Below are 17,178 nucleotides of genomic sequence, written 5' to 3'. Positions count from 1 at the left end.
TCGGGACATCTGCGACAACCGCTATGTGCTCCTTCTGACCGCAGTCGAAGACATAGCCTCTACCGTTCCCTCTCAGAGACATGAAGAGCGAATGCCGTTGATAAACCCCCGCATCACGGGCCGCATCAGCTTGCGGCTGGGATAGTAAAGGAAGAACCCGGAAAACGGCTCGCACCAGTCTTCCAAGACGCGCACAAGCGCGCCGGACTGGATGCTATCGAGCACCTGCCTTTCGAACGCATAGGCGAGGCCGGCCCCTCCCAGCGCGGCCTCGATGATCAACCGGTCGTCGTTCAAAGTGATCGGTCCCTGCATCGCGACCGCCATCGCCGAGCCCTCCTTTTCGAACTCCCAGTCGTAGAGGGCGCCGCCCGCGAAGCGCCGGCGGATGCCGACATGATCGGCCAGGTCGTGCGGTGTCGTCGGAATTGGATGCGTTTCGAAATAGGTGGGCGATCCCACCACCGCCGCACGCTGACGGGGTCCGATCGGGACAGCGATCATATCCTGTTCCAGGCTCTCGCCGAACCGCACGCCGGCGTCGAAGCCTCCGGCGACGATGTCGGTCAGACCGTCCTCGACCAGCATGTCCACCGCCGCGCCGGGGTGGTGACGTGTGAAGGCTAGCACTAGTGGAAGCAATACGAGTTCGGCCGCCGAGCGTGGCACCGACAGCCGGATCGTGCCCGTCAGTTGATGGCCGGTTTCGCCCGCGAGTTCGACGGCGTCGGTGATCGAGGCGAGCGCCGGGGCCAGTCCTTCGAGAAGACGGCGGCCGGCTTCCGTCGGAGCGACGCTTCGGGTCGTGCGATCCAGCAGTCGAAAGCCGAGGCTCTCCTCCAACCCACGAACCGCATGGCTGATCGCCGAAACAGATATGCCCTCTGCACGGGCAGCTCCCCGGAAGCTGCCATGCCGGGCAACCGTGGCGAAGATCGACAGCGCTGGGAGATCGGCTCGCTTCATTGATGAGCATTATAGAACAGGCCTTTGAATCTGTCGCGGCTTATCGATCAGTTATGCAGGCTGTATCTTGAGGCTCTGTTCAACAAGGAGTCACGCAATGAACGAACGTCATCTCGGACCGGATCTTGCCGTTTCGGCATTGGGCCTCGGCTGCATGGGAATGAGCTTTGCCTATGGCGGGCAGCCAGAAGCCGATTCGATTCGCACCCTTCACCGCGCCATCGACATCGGCGTCACGTTTCTCGACACGGCGGAGGTCTACGGCCCTTACGAAAACGAGGAACTCATCGGCCGGGCGATCAAGGGAATGCGCGAGCGCGTGGTGATCGCCACCAAATTCGGCTTCAAGATCAGCGACCAGGGACAAGGGACCGAGCGGATGATCGGGCTCGACAGCCGGCCGGAGCATGTCCGAGCCGTTTGCGACGCTTCGCTGAAGCGCCTCGGCATCGACGTCATCGATTTATTCTATCAGCACCGCGTCGATCCCGCCGTGCCGATCGAGGACACCATCGGCGCGATGGCGGATCTCGTACGGGCTGGCAAGGTGCGAACGCTCGGCTTGTCCGAAGTCAGCGCCGCCACCATCCGCCGGGCGCATGCCGTGCATCCCATCGCGGCGGTACAAAGCGAATATTCGCTGTGGAGTCGGGAGCCCGAGACAGAGGTTCTGCCGACATGCCGGGACCTCGGCATCGGTTTCGTACCCTACAGCCCGCTCGGACGCGGCCTCTTGACCGGTGCCATCCAGGATCGCGAGAGCCTTGGCCCGGATGACTTCCGCCGCACATTGCCGCGGTTCGAGGCGGCGAACCTGTCCGCGAACCGGCCACTGCTCGACACCCTGGGAACGATGGCCGCCGACAAGGGCATCACGCCCGCGCAACTCGCCCTCGCTTGGGTCCTGCATCAGGGCGATTTCATCGTACCCATTCCCGGCGCCCGCAAGATCAGGCATCTCGAAGACAATGCGGGAGCCGCGACGGTAGCATTGTCGGCCGAGGATCTCGCAGCGATCGAGCGGGCGATGCCGAAGGAAGCGATCAGCGGCGACCGCTATACGGCGGAGGCACTGGCCCTCGTAGACCGCTGAGGGGATAATTGATGGTGGCCGTGGGTCACTGGATCGTGCGGTCGCAATCGAAGCTGCAGATATGATTCTAGATTTTCGGATGGCCAGTTCGGCTTCTAAGTGGCCGAGCTGTCCACGGGAGGTGAGCGTTACCCGCCATGCGCTGGAGTTATACGATGAACATCACATAAAAGTCGTTTTAGGATTGTCTCGAAACCATGATTTTGCAGCGTTGCAAAAGTCCGGCTACCATATCGAATAAAATTCGGAATTATTGCGACAGTTCTTCCGCTTCGTGCCGATACTGAAAACTCTTCAATGTTCTAGCCGCGCGAGTGTTCTACGATAGTCGCTCCGTTTGGGCTGCTCATGGCCGTCTTGCAATCGTAATGATTTCAGGACTCTCGTTCGTAAACGATCCCGACTGGAAGTCGCCGTATTGCTGCTCAACAGCAAACCCATGCTTCACCAGAAGCGCCGCAAGCTCGTCCGCATGATGGAAGCGCAGTGTACTTTCGCTGCTCAAGGGGAGGTCTGGATGGTCTCCAGAGAAGTCATGTCTGAAGGATACTGTGCGACCGTCGAACTCTGACGTGACGGTCGTGACAATCTTCACCAAGCTATGATCGTCCAAGTAGACCACGGCAGGGCGCTCAGGTGTCCATTGTTCCCACGGGCGGACTAAGAGATTTCGGCTCTCAAATGCGAACAGTCCGCCCTCAGCCAGGCAGTCTCGGACGTCTGAGAGGAACTGTTCCACATCATTATCGGCAATGATGGCTTGGAATGCATGTCCGGTCATGACGGCGAGCTCGAACTTGGTGCTCCAAGCGGACTGAGGGAGCGTGCCTAGTACCCAATTGATATTCGGTAAAGTCCGAGCACGAGATAGCACGCCTGCCCCTGGGTCGATCCCGCACAAGTCGCCGAGATGCCCAGCGGCTCTTGCTTCATGTAGAAGTGACCCTGTTCCACATCCGATATCGAGCACTGAGCCTGCATTCATGATAATGGGCAGGTAGAAGTCGAAATCGTCGCGAACTGAGCGTGGATGCCAGGCATCATATATCTCTGACAGAAAGAGGTCGTCATAAAAGCGGTCGCTACTCAAGCGGGCCTCCGAATGCCGGTTGACTGGTATACTCATAGGGCGATGCTCGACGAGCAATAACCGCGGTTGGCGCAACGCGTTTGCGCTGTCGCAAATTTCCTGACTTCTTAAATATTCCAGAATATCTGATTAGATTCTGAACAAAAATCGGGAAAACTAGCTGCGCACCCAAAGTGAAAATTGCGATGTCGAAATCATTCCAATCCCGAGAGCCGATGATTGAGCGGTCGACGGCATTGGGCAGTTCTCCCTGAGCGTATCAGCGCTCGATATCATTTTGGCGGCAGCCTCAACCGGGCTTGCCCATCGTTACGATGGCTGTCTGGTCGCCCTGGGCCGCATAGATCACTCGTTCGAGATCGGGATAGGCTGACGGCTCAATCCGTTTCGACTTGATGACGAGCCTGCGGCGGACGAGGAGTTCGTCCCCGTTCAACGCATATGTCGCCGTGTAGGAACCGACCGGGGTGTCGACGGAGACGTCCTTCGGTGCTGCCGCAATTCGAAGGTCGGGTGGCAGAGTTACCGTGTAGGTCGAAACGATATCGCGAACGGGCAGGGCCATCGGGGTTTTTCGCTGACTGTCCCGGTCAAGATACGATCTCAAACCCTCCATGGGGGCAAAGGAGGGCGGCGTGGGCAGGACGAACGCGTTCGCTGTCGGCTCGATCCCGTGCGGGCTGTGCCAATTCATGGAGAGTTCCAGCGGGTGATCCATATCGTAGGTGTCGCTGGTCTTTAGATGACCAAAGCCGCCCTCGGGTGTGTCACGCAGCGCTTGGTCGATCTGCGCGTCATTCCGGTCGGAATCCTGCAGGCGGGCACGGAGGCCTTCCTCCAGGCTCGGCGCCATCGTCGCCGTCGCCGTGCCATCCACGGTTCCGTCCGCCGCGATGTGGATCGTGCCGTTCGTGGTGAAGCGCCCGGCCTTCGGCGTCATCGCGGGCGTCTGCCGCACCTGGGGCTTCTCGCCGGCGAGGATCGCGAGTTTGCCGCTGAGGTTCTGGTCGAGCGCGCCGAATGGCGTGAAGGGACTGGTTGGATTGGCAAACACGTCGAAATCGGGGAGGTAGACGATGGCATGATTGGTCTCGCGGCTCGACCAGATCGGCAACGGCTTGTCCCGGTTGCTCCAGTCGATCAGTGCGGGCTCGGCGCGAATGCCGACCGCCGCGAGGAGGGCCTGCATCAGCGTGACGTGATCCTTGCAGTCGCCGTAGCCGTTCTTCAGTACCGTCGATGCGTCATGGGACTCTTCGCCGGCGTCGTCGTTCCGATAGACCGCGAGATAGCGGATGTTCTTGGCGATCCAGTCATAGATCGCGCGCGCGGCATCCAGGCCCTTGCGATCCCCGACGATTTTCCGGGCGAGGGCCTCGATGTCGGGCTTCACGGTCGCCTTGTCCTCGTTCACGCGATGGTAGATCGCGCCCGCCGCCTCGTAGCTTTTCAGCGAGGTCGCGAGGAACATGGGCCCGAACTCCTCGGTCGGCGCCATGTGCGGCTCCCTGTCCCGCATCGAGACGTTTCGCATGCTGGCATCCGCCACGATATGGCGCATGCCGTCCGTCGTCGTGTCGGACACGACGAAGCCGCCCTGACTGCCGATCGAAAGGGGAAGGTCGGCTGGAATGTCGATAACGACACGTTCGTCGGCGGTCATGAAGGGGCTTAGCCACGCCATGGGGTTGAAGCCCATCAGGGGCAACTTTCGAACCGTCTCCTCGGCTTTGTAGTGGACATGGCTGCCCTTCACGACGCCGGGCATGACCACGGTGGTCGTCACCGAGGACACGAAACCCGGCGCATCGCGAGAGGCCGCGCTCGGGCGCGTAAAGATGGCGTCGGGCGCTGGCTCGTGGCGGGTGCCGTCCGGCCCGTCGACCCAGCCTTCGACGAGGTGGAAGGCCGTTCTGTCAGGATCGTAGGTGTAGGAGATGTGGGACGCATCGTTCACCTCGGCCTGCTTGTCGACGAACCTGTCGGCCACCACCGTCAGCTTGTAGGAATAATCCGGAGCAACCTCGTAGTGGAGGCTTTCGCTTTGCTCGACGGTCTCGGCTGCACGGGCGGGAAGGTCGATGGCCAAAAGGCAAACCGAACTCAGAAGTAGTATTTCGGTCGCTCGATGCAGGAGCGCTTCACGGCTCATTTTTGACGTATCGCTGTTCATAACGAAACCTCCTTAGGAGCCTTTCTTCAGAACGCGAGGCTCCAGCGATCTACGCGCCATGGTCACACTCCTGACATCGGGCCAAGCCGGTTGCCGCATTGGATTCGAAGAGTGCGGACTAAGGCCTTCAGGCCGTCGTCATCGTGAGCCGATGGGCGTAGTAAAAGACGTAGATCAGACCTGAATGCTCCGTTTCTCATGTATCTTCTAATAAAAGAACATCTTAAAACAACATCGATCTACGGCTTTTTTGCGTCAAAGAGAATCGTCTTTTTCGATCGAAATATTAAATATCTTTAATTTTCAAGAAATTAGGAAATCCCTACGCTCGTGCCAGAGCGGCAGTAATCCGCCAAACAACATAGTGTATAATGCAATTATCAAATAAAATCTGCAACGATCTATAAAATACTTTCCAAATAAGAGAGTTCGATATGTGATGATAGAAGCCTATTCGGCTAATCATCAATGATCGTAGCTGGCCTTCAACCCTGATAATATTCTATGTCGCAGAAATCCTGATTTTGCAGCGCTGCAAAAGTCGAGATAAAATACCGAACAAAACTCGGGAATTTCGCGACATAACAATAATTCGGATTCGCTTGCCATTGCAGACATCACACCGGTGTCATGAAACTTTCATAGACCCTAATCCGATCTCGCAATGAGGCCCGCCGCAATGGCTGAAGACCAAGCAGTATTCAAGAAGATTTCCGGGACGTTCTTCCGATCCATTCTCGCGGAAAAAGTTCATCAGGTCTTGGACCCACCGGGTGCCGCTAGCGCAGGCCGCTACCATCGTTTAGGCGAACCAACGCTTTACACAAGTGCCGCGTTGGAGTGGTCCATACAGGCTATATCGGGCTATATGCGCGAGGACAGACTTCCGCGCGTCGTTGTGCCGCTGAAGGTAAGTGATGCGATCGTTCTCGATCAACACGATAAAGAGGCCTGTAGGCGGCTTGGGATAGATCGCGGGTCATCCAATGAATCCTGGCGAACAGCTTTATCGGAAGGCAGAGAGCCTGCCTCATGGCGTAATGTTGACATCGCTCGGAAGGCAGGTGCGGACGGCATCATCGACAGGTCACGTATGATACCGGGTGGATGGCATCTCAACCTCTTCCGCTGGAATGGGAGCGGTGGCCCCTTCGTTGAGGTATGCGGCGATCCTGTCGAGATTGTTTTGACGCCTGATGGCCCCAAATGGGGCTTGTAGGTAAGCCGGATTCGCGGAAATCCGGAATTTCGGACGCCGCAAAAGTTAGCTATAGAATTCGAGCAAATGTCGGGATTTGTGCGAAAACGCGGTTTAGCGAACTTGATGAGCGAGACAAGCAGCTAGAAACGAGGAGGTTTTCATGTTCCTAATTCTTCCTCCTGCTCCCAAGCTCGCCACGCTGGTACACGCCTACTGGTTCATTGAAGATCTGCCGGGAAAATATGCAGGACGCTTAACCCGAACAAGCCCCATCCCTCTGGCGGTGCTATCCGTCAACATGGGCCGTCCCAATGCAGCGGAGGATGGAGGTCTGGTCCCGAGCGTGTCTTTTCTCGGTTTGCAGTCACGAAGCCGCGCTTGGCGTTCGTGGTCAGACACCTATTTCGCCATGGTGATGCTGACAATTCCTGGGCTTGTCCGGCTGTTTCCCAATACCGGAACGGGTACCGCCGACATTCTGCTTGATCTTGCTGCTCTCACCGGCGACGCTTCCGCGCAGACGTTGAAAAATAGCGTCGGGCTGGAACAGGAACCGAGACGTATCGCAGCCTTGCTGGATCACTGGCTGATTTCCAGGATGAGCAGCACGCGCCTTATTTCGGAGGGCAAGCAGATCGCTATGGCGCATTCAATCCTGAAAGGTGGCGGAAACGTCGAAACAGCCGCAGAGACTACCCAAGTCAGTCGCCGGCAACTCCATCGTCTTTTTCTCCGACACCTTGGCATGGGGCCAAAGTCACTCGCAGATTTGGAACGATTGCATTCCAGCCTGAAGAGCGTTCAGTCCGACAGCGGCGAGCCCATACATGGGTTCAGCGACCAAGCACATCAGATAAGAAGCTGGCAACGGCGGCTGGGCGTAACGCCAGGAGCATATGCCCGTGAAGCTCGCACGCCCCTGGCCGATCACTTCGGCGCGCAGAGTGGCCCATCGGGGATCGCCTATTATTTGTGAGGCCGATTGTCCCATTTATTCAATACCGGCCACGCCTTTCGACGAATATCGGATTTTTTCGAAGGGAGACCAAAAGAGCCATGCGCCTTCATCTGCTTCACCTGGGCATAATGCAGCCCGGCGATGTGCCCGTTCCGGGCTACCTAGTTCAGACAACGAACGGCATTAACATTCTTATTGATACAGGTTGGCCACGGTCTTTCGTCGAAGATCCTCGTAACCCACCGGGACTTTCAATCGAAATGAGGCCGGGGGATACGGTGGTCGCTCGCCTGGCGGCCATCGGACTCAAACCTTCCGACATTGATTATCTCGTATGCACCCATCTTGATGACGACCACTCCGGCAACCACGATCTGTTCGCCAGCGCCGAATTCGTCATTCAGCGAAAGCACTATGAACTGGCTAAAGGTGGCTGTCCCCGGTTTTCGGCCAATCGGGCGGTGTGGGATCATCCGTCGCTTCGGTATCGTCTCATCGAAGGCGACATCGAGCTTGTTCCGGGCGTGGAATTGCTGGAAACTAGCGGTCATGTCCCCGGCCATCAGTCTGTGTTGGTTCATCTTCCAAAGACGGGAGGCATACTGCTTGCTGCCGACGCTATTATGCACCAGTCGATGGCGGACGCGGCAACGCGTCAGATGTTCATAACCGATATGGACGATGAACCGGCCATCAGACGAAGCACACAGAAGGTGTCTGACATTGCGGAACGCGAAGGCTTGGCATTTGTCGTCTACGGGCATGATGCCCAACAATGGAAATCCTTACGTCACTCCCCAGCGTTTTACGAATGATCTACCTGCCAATCTCCCACGAGGCCTCTGTGGCGGCCATGCTGTCGCGAAAATCCTACAGAGCGTCCAAAAACTCTTTGGATAAATGAAGAACTGCGCTGTTCAGTGCCGGACCTCTAAAAGTGGCGAGATTTTCTTATTATCGATGTCCAAAGAGCCGGAAAGGCATGATCGAGCATCTGGTCGCTCTTATCTGGTTCAAAATGTGCATAGGACGGCCTTTTACGCCCTAACGGCGGCAATCAGGCCCGCAACGCCGACAAGGGTGATGGCTCTTTTGATATTGTAGGCGAGCGCCGTCAAGCTAAACTCCCCTCGCACGTTTTCCAGCCTGCGCATCAGAAACGCGCCCTGATACATCCACTGCTTGATCGTGCCGAACGGATGCTCCACGCTTTCGCGCCGTCGGTCCAGAATGTCGGGCCGGGCGGCAAGACGCGCCGCCATGCGGTCGAGCACCGCCTCGTTTTCGAGGCGCGACACGCGACGGAAGCTTCTGGTGCAGCGTTCACGCAGGTGGCATGCCTTGCAGGCGTCGCGGTTGACGTAGTCGATCTTCACATTGTCGCGTGATTTCCCGAAGTGACGGGGTGAGAGCACCTGGTCTGCGGGGCAAAGGTAAATGTCCTTGTCCGGATCGTAGCGGAATTCCTCTTTGGAGAAGAAACCCTGGGCCACGGCCGGACCGCGTATCGGTTTGGGAACATAGGCGGTGATACCGGCAGTTTCACAGGCTTCGATGTCCTCGATCTTGAAGTAGCCCCGATCGGCTACCGCCGCGATTCTGTCGACACCGAGCGTGTCCATCGCTGCCTCGACCGTCGGGGCAAGAAGCCCCATGTCGAGCACCTGGTTGCAGACCTCCTGCTCGGCGATCAGCTTGTGCTTCACGTCCACCGCGAGCTGGATGTTGTAGCCGACGCCGACCTTCGTCATGCGCGCCATGGCGCGGGCATCCGGATCGGTCAGCGAGATCTGGTCCTCGCCGGTCTTGTCCAGTTCATCCAGTAGCGCCTTGTGGCGATCCCGCTTGCCTTTGATCGCCGCAATCTTTTCCGAGAGTTTGTCATCGCCGCGGCCGGAGCCATTGCCGCTGGCTACCTTGTCTTCGTCGGCATCGCCCTCATCAAGACGCTTCATATAAGCGGCCAGTTTTTCGTCGGCTTCGTTGATGAACTTCGTCAACGCTCCACGGGTGAAGTTGCGGTCCTTGTTGTTCACCGCCTTGATGCGCGTGCCATCGACCGCCAGCAGTTCGCGTCCGAACAGATCGAGCTGCCGGCACAGGATGACAAATTCCCGGAACACCTGCTTGAAGGCCGACCGGTTCACGCGGCGGAAATCGGCGATGGTGCGGAAGTCCGGCTTCAGGTGCCGCAGCAGCCAGATGACCTCGATATTGCGATGGGCCTCTGCCTCCAGCCGTCGGCTGGATCGTACGCGGTTGATGTAGCCATAAACGTACAACTTCAGTAAATCGGCCGGATCATAACCCGGACGGCCGGTCTCCTTGGCAGCCACGCGCACGAAGCCTGCGGCAGCAAGATCGAGGCCATCCACGAAAGCCTCGATGAAGCGGACCGGGTTGTCCGGGCCGACATAATCCTCAACCGCTTCCGGTAGAAGCAGCATTTGGGAACGGTCAATTCCTGATAAATGTGCCATGGCAAAATATAGCATGGGGCCTTCGCTGTCGGAATCCCAGTGCATCATCGTCGACAAATTTGGCAACTTGTTAGAAACTGAGGTTGCACGAACCGAACAAAAGTCTTCGATAGGTCAATGAATGACAGAGATAACATTACGAGCAGCGTGTGTTAGGGATGCCAGGGAAGTCGCAATTCTGCATGTAGCAGTTTGGCAACAGACATACCGTGATCTCGCTCCGGAGAACGCGTTTGTGACGTTGGATGAAAGTTATCGTTTCGAGAAATGGAACGAAAAATTATCTGTGCCGGAGGCAGATCAACTGGTTCTAGTAGCCGAAAAGGAAAACAGGCTTGTTGGAATTGCGGCGGCCGGCGCTCCATCAGAAAAAGCGTTCGGCGGGAGAGGCGAAATCAAGTTCCTTTATATCGATCCCGATTTTAAACGGCAGGGGATCGGCCGCCATCTTCTAAGAAACCTGGCGACCCACCTAAGGGATCGGCAATATCCAGGCGTGGCTCTTAGCGTCGTTGAAGGTAATCGAGCGGCAACTGCCTTTTACGAGGCTCTAGGTGCAGAAATCATCGGTCGGTATGTCGATCCAGGGCCAATTTGGCGTTCGCAAAACATTGTTATGGCCTGGGATGATTTCGGAGTGCTTATACAATAGTCTGTTCAAAGCAATGAGGAAGACCTCAATAGTTTTCGGACAGTCTGCAGGATTTCTGCGACATGCGAGTTTGTTCGATAGTGGAAAGCATCCATGTCGCTCTGAGCCTGCGAGGGAGGCTTTCATCTGTTAGACGTTCTTTCAGGGCTTCTATCAACGCTGGGGTCGCAATAATGCAGGCGAGACGACAATAATTGCGAAATTCTTGCGTGTTCCTTTCATCAACGATTTTGAGCAAGACCTTTTCCAATCGGCGAACCTGATGGTTCGATAAGCGGACGTGCTTTAGAAACCTTGCGAGATTCGCCTTGATATAGCCGGATCGAAAGAACCAGGGGTCGGCCTCGAGGAACTCGATAGCCATTTCCACACCGCGCGCGTCGCCGTTTTTCAGCCGATCATAATGCTCCCAGAAGCCTGGCGGATAAGCCGCATCGATGGCATTGGAAAAGCGCTTAAGCAATTCGGGCGCTCGCGGAGAAGCATTGACAGCTCTTCGTGCTTCCTCTGCATTTTTCGCCCGTTCAGACCATGCAAACTTGCTCAATAAGTACCGTCCATTCAAAAGCACCTAGAAACCTGCGACGACTTTAGCAACTAACTCCTGTCAGGTAACAGGCATTGGATTTCCGCGACATGGGGAGGCCGCCGAAAGGAATCCGGCAGCCACGAGCTCACTTGCCCGATAGGCCGTAGCAAAACTCCCCGAGTTTCGCCCGAAATGTTAGCCTGACTTCGAACGACGGGGCCTGGGAAAAAGTGGCACGCATTACTGGCCCTCAGGTCTGCTGGTATACGGCGACGACGCGCTCGAACGCCCGATCCTGAAGATCCTTGTCGCGGATCAAGAAATAGACGGTGCCTTCCCCGCTGTCCTGCATCCAGCCGGGCACGCTGAGCTGCAGCAGAAGCCGCCAGTCCTTTGCCGTCTCCATCACCTTGGTCCTGTTCTTCGCCCAGTCCTCACGGGAGAGAGACTGCGTGTTGTAGTCGCTGACGACGACCGCGTCGTAACGGGGATCGTCTTGCTCCGGCACCGGCGCGCCGAGGAGCAGGGTTTCCCGGTCGGCCTCTCCCGAAAGCGCGTCATAGGCCTGGCTGAACGCCTGGGCGCCGCCGATCACCGCCCGATCCGCGGAATAGGTCGTGACCAACCGGCCGGTCGCCTCGAATTCGAGGCTGGAAAAGGAGGGCAGCTGCAGCGCAGCCTTCAGAGCCATCGGTCGGGAAGGGCCGCCATAGGGTGTGCCCGGCAAAGGCGTACCGGCCGGGCGAGCGTCCGGCTGTATGCCGTATTGCCGGTTCGTGTCGTCAATCATCGTGCGATAGGCAGAAGCGGCGGTTACAAGACTGTCCGGCATGTCCGCATGCGCAAGCGCGTCGGTCGGGCTGCGGTCCCAGATCACCTTGGCCGACTGCTCGCCTGTGTCGAACGGGCCGGCAATCATGTCGTAGAAGAACAACAACCGGCCCGCATCGGGCAAAGATTTCGCCACATCGCCGAGACCCGCCGCCTCGCCCAGATTGACCTGCGCGATAAAGGCGTAGGGCAGGCCCGCGGCAAGATGCTGGCGCAAATCAGCGTCGAAAGGCTCGCCTGCGCGTTTAGCGATCTCATCGACATCGTCGGGAACCGGTCGCCGCGGCCACTCGATCACCTTAGGCAGATCCGGCGTACCGCCAATCCGGCTGCCACCAAGCTTGTCGTCATTTTTCGCCGAAAACACTATGGCCGGTCGCAGCGCGCCCGCCACCATCTCGACCATATTGGGAGCGAACCGCTCCTCGATTACCTGATGCGCTTGCGCCGGCGTATCGAACATCCCTTACCCCTTGCCATATGCATTACGGGCTTAGGTAAAGTCACCAAATCGCGACGGCAAGTGGCGATAAGGTGCACCCCAACCACGTCCGGCTTGAAATCGCCCTAGGCCGGCAAAGCATAGAAGGCTTCCCTTGCGCCCAGCAAGCTGGAATGCCGCAGCGATAACGATCAGGTAGTCTGCACTCTCGCTGGAAAAGATAACTCCTAACGGAGCTTGCAGCGCTTAGTGCCGCCGGAGCAAACTTCAGGACCTTGAAGCAGCTTTTTATCTGTCGCGTCCGCAGCAAGCATCCAATGTTTGCTTGCACTGTTTTTTGTTGATCTATTCTGTGAGGTTGCTAGTCTAGGTTTAGAAGGAAGGGGGGCTTTCCATGAGGATTATAATCGCTATTTCTTTAGCTGTTACAGGGATCTGCCTGGGGTGCAGTACCGCTTCGGCCGTGACGTTCTGCCAAACCGCGAATGAACGGAACTGCTTTACAGGTAAGTTCGGACTGGTCGACATTTTGGGTGATCCCGACCATAAGCAGCTCGAGGCAGATTTCGGTTACATCGATGCAAATGGCGTGGGCTGGCAGACCAATAAGGCAACAAAGACTGACGGTGCATCGATCCCGCCCCTTCTACGACCGTTCGTGGGTTCGTCTTGGGAAGAAAGCTATATTCGCGCCGCTGTAATCCACGACTGGTATTGCGATCGACATGTACGAACGTGGAAGCAAACACATCGTGTGTTCTATGATGCGATGCTATCCAGTGGATTGCAAAAGCCTAAAGCCAAGCTTCTGTTTTACGCTGTCTATGCCTTCGGACCGCGGTGGGGCTATCTCGTTCCTGGACAGCCATGCGCAGCTGGAATTGATTGTATCCAGACGACTGGCAAGGAAGTCGTGTTCGTTCAGCTTCCCGGTGAGTTGCAAGATCAATCGGGGGTCGGAGAACTGCGGGCGATCGCGGCGGCGATTGATGTTAAGGAAGATTCTGCGGATGCGTTGACGCTTGATCAGCTTATGGCAATCGCCGATGAGGCCCATCCTAAACAGTCGCTTGTTGACCAGAAGCCCACCAGCAGCGTTGGGATCACGAAGTGACTAACTCACCGAGGTGGACGATAGTGATAGGACGCGAATGATTATCGATGTGAATGAACGGCGCAAGGCACCGATCATCCTCAATGGCCTTCACAACGCTGACCGCGCCTACACGATCTTTTACGACGAGACCAACAATCATCGACGGGTCCACGTTCGAGAGGATGGCCTCAACATCCCCGAGCCCACATGCTTTGTTATCGGCGGCATAGCCTATAGCGGGCCGCAGCGGAGTTTCGACCTGAGACACTTGCGGAAGATTCTGAAGGTGCAGGACAGCGCTCCGGAGATCAAGCTTAAGCATGTTGCGACAGGCGACTTTCTTAAAATACTCACCAGTCAGAAATTGGAGACTTTTCTGCGTTGGGTTCTCGAGCAGGGCCTGTATGTCCACTTCTCGGTGGTTGATCCCCTCTACTGGAGCGTTGTTGATATTGTCGACTCGATTTTGTCGGATGATTCCGCCGCCCAACTTTTCCCCTTCGAGCGCGACCTGAAAAACGATCTGTTTTCAATCCTCCGATATGATCTTGAGGGGCTAATCGATCTTTTTCGTCGCTATTCATTCCCCAACGTCGGTAGAGAGCGCGGGCGCGAATTTATCGAGGAGCTGCTTGACCTGGCTGAAGCACGCTCTGAACTGCTCGATCATTTTAACTACATGATGTTGAAGGGCGTGTTGCAAATGGGTCGTAATGTCGCCTCGCTCCCCTTTATTGAGAACGAGACTTCGAATGTTCTGATTGGCGGCTTTGGCACCTTCTTTCTGGAGCGCTTCTACATCCTTAAGAACGCTTCGCACATTCTGGATGTCGAAGAAGTCATCATCGAGTATATCAAAAACGTTCAATTCGTCGATGGAATCAAGGAACTCAACCATTTCCGGTTTGCAAACTCCGAGAGTGAACTAGGCGTCCAGATCTCAGACGTTATGGTCGGCTTCCTCGGAAAATATTTTTCGTTCATTTGCTTGAATGACGATGACGAACTCAGTGAGATCCGACAAACATTGGGGCAGCAACAGACCGCCAACCTTTCGCTCCTGAACGAACTCCTGGAGCGCTCCAACGCTGAAAACCCGGTTTTCGCTCATGCGGTCATGAGCAACCGAGATCGGATGATGGCGGAGAGGTTTCGAGAGCCAATCTAGATTGCAAGACTTTACTTCCCTTGATAGCGCAGCCGCCTGTCACGGGGGGGATGATTGCACATTGGGCGCTGATTTCCGCCTAGAGCGTCTTGGTGTCGTAGTCTCGGCTTGCCCCGTCTAGCTGAAGAGGATTGGCTTTAAAAGAAGTAACGATGTGATTAGCCCTTCAGTAGGCGTTTTCGTTGTGCCCTGAACCAGTCCAACAAGTCCCGAAGACGTCGTCGCAGGACCACCGGAGAGGCCAGGTTGGCCGGCCTTCGATACAGCTACACTCACTCCTTCTACTTGAGTTACAACCGCGCCCAGCGAGGTTGCCGACTTCGGATGGAGCTTCATACCGGGAAAACCTGTCATCAAGATTTTTTCACCAACTGTGGCTGCAACAATTGAACTTGCCTCGTAGAAGCCGTACGCGGCAAGTGAAGCCGCTTCAAAGCCCGAAAGCTTGACAGACATGGCGTCGAAGAACATTCCATCAGACGGATCATTCGCAATTGAGTATCGCCCGGAGATGCCGGTCTGGAGCGCAAGCCGTACATTCTTGCCAACAACTTGAAATGATACGCTCATAAAGAAACTAAGGTTCGCGGGCGTGTTCACGAGGCCACTCACGAGATGCACCGATGTCACCAGCCATTTGGAGTTTCCGCTCCTCACCACGAAGCCAGTGCCAACGCCTAAGTTCTGAGTGTTTGGCCTAATGCAGTGTAGCGGAATAGGTAGTGGCATCGCGTACTCCAAGAACATGCGCAGAAATTGGAAACTGATAATTAGCAACGGACAGAGCCAGCATTTCGACCCTACGGCGGGCCGTGCCAGATCTGTCTTTAGGAAGCACACGGCGGGAATCCGCCGGAGCTTAATCGGTAGATTGAGGAGGTGGAGAGAAGAAACTACAGTGTCGGCAAAGCTTGTTAACTTGGACTGAAGCAAACAGATACCCGACGTCGCAGCGATTTTTTTCGTCTTGCCGACCGCGTTACACTGCTTTCAGGACAACAGATACACCTGTCGCCTCCACTTCCAATATAAGCCCATGAAATCGATAAAGGCGAGAATTCCCCCCACTCCATCCACTCAAGGCAACTTCGTTGGGTTCCGCGCCCGGAAGACGCAGCGACCACTATTGGAGATTAGCGTCCCCAAATTTTGCGCGATTGCTGTCGATTTGCGCAACTGCTAGATAGTCAAAACTAGAGACAGGGCCCTTTAGTAAGCCCAGAACCGTGGCCGCTTTTTTAATGTGAAGGCGCACGATCCAAGTCGAAGTGGATGTATGGTTTTCTGACGGCTTTAAGGATTCGATCATCGCCACCAGAGCTGTCCGGCGCTGATCGGCCGTGCCCTTTGTTTTCACCTTCACGTCTTTGATGCGGTAATTGATCTGGTATAGTCGACGCTTCGAATTGAGCTCCGCCTTGGCTGCAGTTTCAGCTGCGGCCAACGCCGCGATCGCTTGATCGACTTGCCGTTTCCGGCGCTCTGCCTCTGCGTCTGCCGCTTCTACCAACGCAGCCATCTTTTCGAGCAAACTTTCCGCCTTTGTAGTTGTACCTGTGTCTGCCATTTTAAGTTCCTTCATTATTATGGCCTACTAGTGGAATCTCGCAAATGCGTCGCGCACTTGCAGATGCCGTGTTACCCCCGGATCGTGATCTCGATGGCGCTTTCGGGCACATCAAACGTGACCGCGAGGCCCGCCTTAGCTTCGGCGATCGTCAGCCCCAACGCCTTTGACGCGGCTATTGGTTGGTAAGTCAGCCCCTTGAAGTCGATATCTGAGAAGTTCCGGTCGCTCCAGTAAGCTACGGGATTTCGGCCAGACCACTGATCTGGAACGTTGGTTCTGGCGTATTCGCTGATTAGGATCAGCCAGCGGCCAGCTGTTTCGGTCGATGCAACGACATCCTTGACCTTACCGACCAGAAACGCCGTTCCATGCGGTTCTGGCCCTTGCGCTTCGCGGGTCTTTGCATTTCGGCATACGACGACATAGTCACATCGGGCAGCTCTCGTCCTGTCCAATGCCCAGGACTGCGTGCCACCATCAGCCAGAATCGTCTCGACTGATTTAAATGTCAGGACAGATATAACGTCGCTCATCAATTTTACCTCGGTTGATGCGTGATGTTATCAGATACTCGTCGGGAAGTACCAAGCACCTTTGCGGATGTTATGTCAATAGTTCCGGTTCAGTGTATGCGGATCCATATCGGTCTTTGAACTGCTGTGGCATGCGCTCAACATGGCTAGCGCTGAGTTCCGATCGATTTGATGAGGTGATCGAGCAGCCGACCAAACTTTCGAGGTGGCGATGATCGTCATTTCACAGGGGGTCCGTGTACGCGCGAACAACACGTGGGATGAGATCGCCATTCTGCTCCCGCCACGACCATCAGCGCTTGACGAGAGGAACAATAAAGGAACAAATCCTAGCTTCGACCTAAGTACCTGAACTACCTGAACAATTCGGTATTTTAAATTATTCATTAAACGTAA

Annotated in this window: 16 protein-coding genes; 7 read left to right on the top strand and 9 right to left on the bottom strand. The window is 56.0% G+C overall.

The genetic code is table 11. The features are described from left to right. Positions 1-72: 72 nt before the first annotated feature. Entirely contained in the window at positions 73-966 is an 894-nt protein-coding gene (locus DSM25558_RS22520) for a LysR family transcriptional regulator (protein WP_077106914.1), read from the bottom strand. Between the two features lie 97 nt (positions 967-1,063). Between DSM25558_RS22520 and DSM25558_RS22515 the strand changes: the two genes are divergently transcribed. Continuing rightward, complete coding sequence (locus DSM25558_RS22515) at positions 1,064-2,059, top strand: aldo/keto reductase (RefSeq protein ID WP_077106913.1); 996 nt, start codon at positions 1,064-1,066, stop codon at positions 2,057-2,059. Positions 2,060-2,405: 346 nt separating this feature from the next. Here DSM25558_RS22515 and DSM25558_RS22510 read toward each other — a convergent pair whose 3' ends face one another. Beyond that, positions 2,406-3,149, bottom strand: coding sequence for a methyltransferase domain-containing protein (locus DSM25558_RS22510; RefSeq protein WP_159442519.1), 744 nt, complete (start codon positions 3,147-3,149; stop codon positions 2,406-2,408). A gap of 289 nt (positions 3,150-3,438) precedes the next feature. After that, positions 3,439-5,322 carry a DUF3857 domain-containing protein gene (locus DSM25558_RS22505; RefSeq protein WP_077106911.1) on the bottom strand — a complete coding sequence of 628 codons (1,884 nt, stop codon included), beginning with the start codon at positions 5,320-5,322 and terminating at the stop codon, positions 3,439-3,441. A gap of 679 nt (positions 5,323-6,001) precedes the next feature. On the opposite strand from DSM25558_RS22505, the gene DSM25558_RS22500 reads away from it, so the two are divergent. From DSM25558_RS22500 to DSM25558_RS22490, 3 genes are all read left to right on the top strand, one after another. Beyond that, positions 6,002-6,541: an RES family NAD+ phosphorylase gene (locus DSM25558_RS22500; RefSeq protein WP_083716623.1), complete on the top strand. Its 540-nt coding sequence runs from the start codon at positions 6,002-6,004 to the stop codon at positions 6,539-6,541. 142 nt (positions 6,542-6,683) lie between these two features. Next, positions 6,684-7,499 carry a helix-turn-helix domain-containing protein gene (locus DSM25558_RS22495; RefSeq protein WP_077106909.1) on the top strand — a complete coding sequence of 272 codons (816 nt, stop codon included), beginning with the start codon at positions 6,684-6,686 and terminating at the stop codon, positions 7,497-7,499. An 80-nt stretch (positions 7,500-7,579) separates the two neighbouring features. Further along, a complete protein-coding gene (locus DSM25558_RS22490) occupies positions 7,580-8,296 on the top strand; it encodes an N-acyl homoserine lactonase family protein (RefSeq protein WP_077106908.1) in 717 nt (238 codons plus the stop codon). 222 nt (positions 8,297-8,518) lie between these two features. On the opposite strand, the gene DSM25558_RS22485 is transcribed toward DSM25558_RS22490, so the two are convergent. Further along, the gene (locus DSM25558_RS22485; protein ID WP_244554279.1) at positions 8,519-9,928 is read right to left on the bottom strand and encodes an IS1182 family transposase; all 1,410 of its coding nucleotides are present in this window, start codon (positions 9,926-9,928) and stop codon (positions 8,519-8,521) included. Positions 9,929-10,082: 154 nt separating this feature from the next. Between DSM25558_RS22485 and DSM25558_RS22480 the strand changes: the two genes are divergently transcribed. Beyond that, on the top strand, positions 10,083-10,613 hold the full coding sequence (locus tag DSM25558_RS22480) for a GNAT family N-acetyltransferase (RefSeq protein ID WP_077106907.1): 531 nt from the start codon (positions 10,083-10,085) through the stop codon (positions 10,611-10,613). 25 nt (positions 10,614-10,638) lie between these two features. Here the strand turns inward: DSM25558_RS22480 and DSM25558_RS22475 are convergent, their stop codons facing one another. Together DSM25558_RS22475 and DSM25558_RS22470 are read right to left on the bottom strand one after the other, a co-directional pair. After that, a complete protein-coding gene (locus DSM25558_RS22475; RefSeq protein WP_077106906.1) occupies positions 10,639-11,160 on the bottom strand; it encodes a hypothetical protein in 522 nt (173 codons plus the stop codon). A 232-nt stretch (positions 11,161-11,392) separates the two neighbouring features. Beyond that, positions 11,393-12,436, bottom strand: a complete 1,044-nt coding sequence (locus DSM25558_RS22470; protein ID WP_077106905.1) for a DUF1963 domain-containing protein — start codon at positions 12,434-12,436, stop codon at positions 11,393-11,395. A gap of 373 nt (positions 12,437-12,809) precedes the next feature. Between DSM25558_RS22470 and DSM25558_RS22465 the strand changes: the two genes are divergently transcribed. Then, on the top strand, positions 12,810-13,529 hold the full coding sequence (locus tag DSM25558_RS22465) for a DUF1353 domain-containing protein (protein ID WP_077106904.1): 720 nt from the start codon (positions 12,810-12,812) through the stop codon (positions 13,527-13,529). A 37-nt stretch (positions 13,530-13,566) separates the two neighbouring features. Further along, on the top strand, positions 13,567-14,679 hold the full coding sequence (locus tag DSM25558_RS22460) for a DUF3800 domain-containing protein (RefSeq protein ID WP_083716622.1): 1,113 nt from the start codon (positions 13,567-13,569) through the stop codon (positions 14,677-14,679). A gap of 117 nt (positions 14,680-14,796) precedes the next feature. Here the strand turns inward: DSM25558_RS22460 and DSM25558_RS28575 are convergent, their stop codons facing one another. The 3 genes from DSM25558_RS28575 to DSM25558_RS22445 form a co-directional block, all read right to left on the bottom strand. Further along, on the bottom strand, positions 14,797-15,279 hold the full coding sequence (locus DSM25558_RS28575) for a hypothetical protein (RefSeq protein WP_143240215.1): 483 nt from the start codon (positions 15,277-15,279) through the stop codon (positions 14,797-14,799). A gap of 523 nt (positions 15,280-15,802) precedes the next feature. After that, complete coding sequence (locus DSM25558_RS22450; protein WP_143240214.1) at positions 15,803-16,246, bottom strand: hypothetical protein; 444 nt, start codon at positions 16,244-16,246, stop codon at positions 15,803-15,805. Between the two features lie 71 nt (positions 16,247-16,317). Continuing rightward, the gene (locus DSM25558_RS22445; protein WP_083716621.1) at positions 16,318-16,782 is read right to left on the bottom strand and encodes a hypothetical protein; all 465 of its coding nucleotides are present in this window, start codon (positions 16,780-16,782) and stop codon (positions 16,318-16,320) included. Positions 16,783-17,178: the final 396 nt, after the last annotated feature.

Source organism: Agrobacterium sp. DSM 25558 (assembly GCF_900100825.1).
Taxonomy (GTDB): Bacteria; Pseudomonadota; Alphaproteobacteria; order Rhizobiales; family Rhizobiaceae; genus Agrobacterium.
The sequence above is the reverse complement of the archived record's forward strand: the minus strand, read 5'-3'. Positions and strand labels throughout refer to the sequence as shown.